We start from the raw sequence: 5,465 nt of genomic DNA on the forward strand, positions 1-5,465 counted from the left end.
GAGCTGGCGCGGCAGCGCGAGGCCCTGGCCGGTGGTGACGAGCGTTACCTGCCGGCCCGCGACCGCGGTCCGGTGCGGCGCCACGCCCGCGACTTCGTCGACGCCAAGTGGCATGTCGCGGAGTTCTTCCTGCCGCTGGCCGTGGTGATCCTGATCCTGAACATGATGCCGTCGATACAGGTGAAGAACGCCTCCCTGCTGCTGTGGCTGGGCGTCATCGTGATGATCGTCGTCGACTCCGTCCTCACCGGCTTCCGGCTGAAGAAGACCCTGGCCGAGCGCTTCCCCGACGAGAACCGGCGCGGCGCGGTGGCCTACGCGCTGATGCGCACCCTCCAGATGCGCCGTATGCGTCTGCCCAAGCCGCAGATCGCCCGCGGCGAATCCCCCCGCCGCTGACCGCGCGCAGTGGAGCCCTTATCCCGGCGGATCGCCGGCGGACCACCGACGGACCCGGTGATGGACACAGCCGTACGACACGACGGACACCACGGAGACGCGCCCCGCGGCGGTCTGCGCCACGACGACGCCGTGGGGCAGGCGCTGCTGGCCCGGCAACTGGAGGAGCAGATCGCCTCGCGCTTCCCCGTGGGGCGGCGGCTGCGCGTGCTGGATGTGGCGCTGCGCCACGGGCTGCTGGCGCTGGCGCTGGCGCGCGCCGGGCACGAGGTGACCGGGCTGGAGTCCGACCCCAAGCTGGCGGACACCGTGCGGCGGAGCCTGGAGGGGGAGCCGGCGGGCATACGGGAGCGGATGCGCGTCGTCTCCGGTGACAGCCGCAGCACCGGCGCGCACTTCCTGCCCGGCTCCTTCGACGTGGTGCTCTGCCACGGAGTGCCGGCCCCCGGCGACGAGGTGGGCCCGCTGCTGGCCGGGCTGGGCCGGGTGCTGGCCCCGGGCGGGCTGCTGTCGCTGCTGGTGCCGAACGGCGAGGCGGCGGCCATGCGGCCGGGGCTGGCCGGCGACTGGGCCGGGGCCCTGGACCGTCTCGTCCCGCCCGGCCCCGCCGAGCGCGCCCTGCGCCGCGAGGCGCTGACCGCCACCCTGGCCGGGATGAGCACCCCGGTGCACAGGTGGTACGGGGTGCGGGTCTTCACCGGCGAGGACTGCGCCCTGCCCGCCGGTGAGGCCGGTCAGCGGCTGCTGGCCGCCGAGGAGCGGGCCGGGCGCACCGACCCGTACCGGGCGGTGGCGGCGCTGCTGCACCTGTGCGCCGTGCGCGGCTGAGCGCCCGGCCCCCGTGCGAACCCGTACGGGGGCCGGACATGTCACGGTTTCCGGCGGCTTCCGGAGGGAACCCGGAGTGCCATGGTCCAGACCGGGCGCGGCCCGGTCGTGCCGGACCGCCCAGATGCGCGCAGTGCCTGCGCGAGACCAGCGGAAGACCGACGAGGGGGCATCCGTTCCCATGACCCGTTCCCCACGGCGCGGCGGGCGCCGTGCCGGCGCCGCCGCTCTGTGCGCGGCCGCCGTGCTGCTCGCCGGCTGCACCGGCTCGGACTCCTCAGAAGGCTCCGGTGCCTCGCCCTCCCCCAGCGCCACCGTCCCCGTGCCGGCCTCGGCCGGCGATCTGCAGGAGTCCTTCCAGAAGGTGGTGGACCAGGTCCTGCCGTCCGTCGTCCAGGTCACCACCGGGGAGGGGCTGGGTTCGGGCGTGGTCTACGACGACGAGGGCCACATCGTCACCAACGCCCATGTGGTGGGGGACGCCGAGCGGTTCCGGATCACCACGGCCACCGGGCAGGACGAGCTGGACGCGGAACTGGTGGCCGGCTATCCGGAGGAGGATCTGGCAGTGGTCCAGCTCACCGATCCCCCCAGCGGCCTCCGCCCGGCGACCTTCGGGGACTCCGGTGAGCTGGAGGTCGGCCAGATCGTCCTGGCCATGGGCAATCCGCTGGGGCTCTCCTCCAGCGTCACCGAGGGGATCGTCTCGGCCACCGGCCGCGCTCTCGACGAGGGCAGCGCCGAGACCACCATCGGCAACCTGATCCAGACCTCCGCCCCGATCAACCCCGGCAACAGCGGCGGTGCGCTGGTCGATCTCTCCGGCCGCGTCATCGGCGTCCCCACCCTGGCCGCCCGTTCCCCCGGCGGGGGCGGCGGCGCGGCGCCCGGCCTGGGCTTCGCCATCCCCTCCGACACCGTCCGGCACCTGGCCGACCAGATGATCGAGCACGGCGAGGTGGTCGACTCCGACGAGGCGGCGATCGAGGCGACGGTGCGCACCGTCCTGAGCGGGGACTACCGGCCCGCCGGGGTGGCGATCGTGGAGGCCCGGGAGGGTGGCGCGGCGGACGAGGCCGGGCTCCGGGCGGGCGACGTGATCGTCGGGCTCGGCGGCGAGGACATCACGGACACCACCGCACTGGCGAAGGCACTGGCCTCGCACGAGCCGGGCGACGAGGTGAAGCTCACCTACCGGCGCGACGGCGAGGAGCGGACCGCGGCGGTCACGCTGGGTGAGCGCTGACGGGCCCGGCCGCCCCGGCCCCGTGGGGTGCGGCGCCCGGTACGCGGGGGTGCGGCCCCGGCGGGGCGGCCCCCGCGCACCCGGCTCTCAGGCCTCCTCGGCCGCGCTCAGGCTCATGGGCCCGTAGACCTCGGTGCCGTCCTCCAGCAGCCTCACCTGCTCGACGCCGCCCTCCAGCAGTTCCCTCCAGGTCTCGCCGATCCAGCTCTCCGCGTCCCCCTGGGTGGAGAACTCCTCCGGTTGGACGGCCGGTTCCGTCTCCGTGCCGTCGGCCTTCTCGAACCGCCACGTCCACGCCATGTGCGCCTCCCCTGTCCCTCGTCCGTTCCCTGTCCGCGGCTCGTCCCCGGGCCGTACCGCACCGGGCGCCGCCGTACGCTTCAGTGATCCTGTCCCGCTGTCCGCAGAGTAGGCCCTGGCCGGCCGATCCGCGCGGACCGGCCCCTCCCCTCCCCCCTCGCGCGGCGGCCCGGCGGGCGCGAGACGATCGTGGCGTGGAACTGACTCTGCTCGGCACCGGCGCCCCCGCCGGCCTCCCCCGGCCCGGCTGCACCTGCGCGGCCTGTGCCACCGCCGCCCGTGCCCGGGCTCGGGCGGCGACCGCGCTGCTCGTGGACGGCGTCCTGCTGCTCGATCTGACCCCCGGCCCCGCCCGGGCGGCCGCCCGGGCGGGGAGTTCGCTGCACGGTGTGCGGCAGGGGCTGCTGTCCCGGCCCCGCCAGGGGCCCGCGCCCGAGGCCCCGGCCGGGCTGCCCGCGCCGGTGCGGATGCCCGACGGGCGGGGGCTGACGCTGATCAGCGGCCACCGGGCACGGGCGGTGGCGCTGGACGCGCCGGGCACCGGGTACGAGATCGGCGGGCCCGACGGCGAGCGCCTGCTGTACCTGCCGCCGGGAGCCGGGCCCGTGGACCTGCCCCGCGACGGTTCCCGTGCCCCGTACGCCCTGGTGCTGATGGACGTCCTGGGCCGCCCCGACGCGCTCGCCCGGCTGCGGGCGGCCGGGGCCGTGGGCCCGACCACCGACGTGCTGGCCGTCCACATCGACCACGACGTGCCGCCCGGCGCGGAGCTGCACCGGCGGCTGGCCGCCGCGGGGGCCCGTACCGAGCCGGACGGCGCCACGGTGGTGGTCGGCGACTACCGGGCGGTCCCCGACCTGCCCCGGCGCACGCTGGTCCTGGGGGGCGCGCGCTCGGGCAAGTCCGCCGAGGCCGAACGCCGGCTGGCGGCCTTCCCGGACGTGCTGTACGTCGCCACGGGCGGCGCCCGGGACGGCGACCGGGAGTGGGCGGCGCGGGTGGCCGCGCACCGGGAGCGCCGCCCGCCCACCTGGCACACGGCCGAGACCTGCGATCTGGTGCCGCTGCTCACCGCCGGGGACGCCTCCGCGGTGCTGATCGACTGCCTGGCCCTGTGGCTGACCGACGCGATGGACCGCGCCGGCGCCTGGGACGACGACCGCTGGAGGAGCGGCGAGGCCCCCCGGGCGCTGGCCGGGCGGACCGGCGCCCTGGTCGCGGCCTTCCGCGCCGCCTCCCGGACGGTGGTCGCGGTCAGCAACGAGGTCGGTTCGGGCGTGGTGCCCGCCACCGCCGCGGGCCGCCGCTTCCGCGACGAGCTGGGCCGGCTGAACGCGGCGGTGGCGGCCGAGTGCGAGCACGTCCTGCTGGTCACGGCGGGCACCGCTCTGCCGCTGCGGGGCTGAGCACCGGCCGGGAGCCGGGCGGGGAACGGTAGTGTCGGCCGCATGAGCGACGGCAGCCTGAACCTCGACGACTTCGGCGACCTCATCGAACGTCCCGACAGCGGCGTCCGCCGGGACGCCGAGGAGCGGCGCGCCAGGACCGGCCTGCCGGCCGGGGCACTGGGGCGGCTGGACGAACTGGGCGAGTGGCTGGCGGCGGCGCAGGGCCGCGTCCCCGTGGAACCGGTGTCGCGGCCGAAGGCCGTGCTGTTCGCCGGTGATCACGGGGTGGCCCGCCTGGGCGTCTCCGCCCGGCCCGCCGGGGGCGCGCACGCCCTGGTGCGCGCCGCCCTGGACGGCACGAGCCCGGCGGCCGTGCTGGCACGCCGTCTCGACGTGCCGCTGCGGATCGTCGACATGTCACTGGACTGCGACCCGGGCGAGCTGCCCGCGGAGGTCACCGGCCACCGGGTGCGGCGCTCCGGCGGAAGCCTGGACACCGAGGACGCCCTGACCGCCGAGGAGGCCGAGCGCGCCTTCCGGGCCGGCATGGCAGTCGCCGACGAGGAGGCCGACTCCGGGACCGACCTGGTGGTCCTGGGCGATATCTCCGTCGGCGGCACCACGGCGGCCGGGGTGCTGGTCGCCGCGCTGTGCGGCACCGACGCCTCCGTGGTCACCGGCCGCGGCGGCGGGCGCGTCGACGACCTCGCCTGGATGCGCAAGTGCGCGGCGATCCGCGACGGGCTGCGCCGCGCCCGGCCCGTCCTGGGGGACCAGCTGAGGCTGTTGGCGACCGTCGGCGGGGCGGACCTGACCGCGATCACCGGTTTCCTGCTCCAGTCGGCCGTGCGCCGCACCCCCGTGGTCCTCGACGGCGTGGTCTGCGCCGCGTGCGCGCTGGTCGCCCAGCGCGTGGCGTTCCGGGCGCCGGACTGGTGGCTGGCCGGGTCGGCGAGCGGGGAGCCCGCACAGGCCAGGGCGCTGGACCGGATGGCGCTCGACCCGCTGCTGGACCACGGCGTCACCGCGGGCGAGGGCACCGGCGCGCTGCTCGCCCTCCCCCTGGTCCGGGCCGCGGCCGCGCTGGCGGCGGAGCTGCCGGCGGGTCAGGAGCGGGAGGACTCCGCGGTGGTGGCGCCGGACGCGGACCGGACCGGCGCCGAGCGGATGCCCGACGCCACCTGAGCCCGTACGCCGGCCGTCCTCTCGCAGGCAGAACGCAGGAGAGCCCGTGGACACCGTCCCGCAGCCGCCGCCCGGCCCGCGGTCGCCCGGCCCGCCGCCACCCGGCCAGCCACCAGTCC

At 77.0% G+C, this 5,465-nt stretch carries 6 protein-coding genes; 5 read left to right on the forward strand and 1 reads right to left on the reverse strand.

Going from position 1 to position 5,465, the window contains the following annotated elements; all coding sequences use genetic code 11:
- The 3 genes from AC2CJA_RS23450 to AC2CJA_RS23460 all read left to right on the forward strand — a co-directional run.
- The coding region (locus tag AC2CJA_RS23450; RefSeq protein ID WP_484604672.1) for a DUF3043 domain-containing protein at positions 1 to 399 on the forward strand (399 nt) is incomplete at its 5' end.
- A gap of 60 nt (positions 400 to 459) precedes the next feature.
- Complete coding sequence (locus AC2CJA_RS23455) at positions 460 to 1,227, forward strand: methyltransferase domain-containing protein (RefSeq protein WP_484604673.1); 768 nt, start codon at positions 460 to 462, stop codon at positions 1,225 to 1,227.
- A gap of 181 nt (positions 1,228 to 1,408) precedes the next feature.
- Positions 1,409 to 2,473 carry a S1C family serine protease gene (locus tag AC2CJA_RS23460; RefSeq protein WP_484604674.1) on the forward strand — a complete coding sequence of 355 codons (1,065 nt, stop codon included), beginning with the start codon at positions 1,409 to 1,411 and terminating at the stop codon, positions 2,471 to 2,473.
- Positions 2,474 to 2,560: 87 nt separating this feature from the next.
- On the opposite strand, the gene AC2CJA_RS23465 is transcribed toward AC2CJA_RS23460, so the two are convergent.
- The gene (locus AC2CJA_RS23465) at positions 2,561 to 2,773 is read right to left on the reverse strand and encodes a hypothetical protein (RefSeq protein WP_241717231.1); all 213 of its coding nucleotides are present in this window, start codon (positions 2,771 to 2,773) and stop codon (positions 2,561 to 2,563) included.
- A gap of 194 nt (positions 2,774 to 2,967) precedes the next feature.
- On the opposite strand from AC2CJA_RS23465, the gene AC2CJA_RS23470 reads away from it, so the two are divergent.
- Positions 2,968 to 4,179, forward strand: coding sequence for a bifunctional adenosylcobinamide kinase/adenosylcobinamide-phosphate guanylyltransferase (locus AC2CJA_RS23470; protein WP_484604675.1), 1,212 nt, complete (start codon positions 2,968 to 2,970; stop codon positions 4,177 to 4,179).
- A gap of 42 nt (positions 4,180 to 4,221) precedes the next feature.
- Positions 4,222 to 5,346 (forward strand): nicotinate-nucleotide--dimethylbenzimidazole phosphoribosyltransferase, encoded by a 1,125-nt coding sequence (locus AC2CJA_RS23475; RefSeq protein ID WP_484604676.1) that lies wholly within the window; start codon positions 4,222 to 4,224, stop codon positions 5,344 to 5,346.
- Positions 5,347 to 5,465: the final 119 nt, after the last annotated feature.

The sequence above is a fragment of the Streptomyces sp. ATLC9 genome (assembly GCF_057196705.1).

Coding starts and splice junctions, on each gene's coding strand:
- AC2CJA_RS23475 (WP_484604676.1), top strand. CDS start 4,222: ATGAGCGACGGCAGCCTGAACCTCGACGACTTCGGCGACCTCATCGAA.
- AC2CJA_RS23460 (WP_484604674.1), top strand. CDS start 1,409: ATGACCCGTTCCCCACGGCGCGGCGGGCGCCGTGCCGGCGCCGCCGCT.
- AC2CJA_RS23465 (WP_241717231.1), bottom strand. CDS start 2,773: ATGGCGTGGACGTGGCGGTTCGAGAAGGCCGACGGCACGGAGACGGAA.
- AC2CJA_RS23455 (WP_484604673.1), top strand. CDS start 460: ATGGACACAGCCGTACGACACGACGGACACCACGGAGACGCGCCCCGC.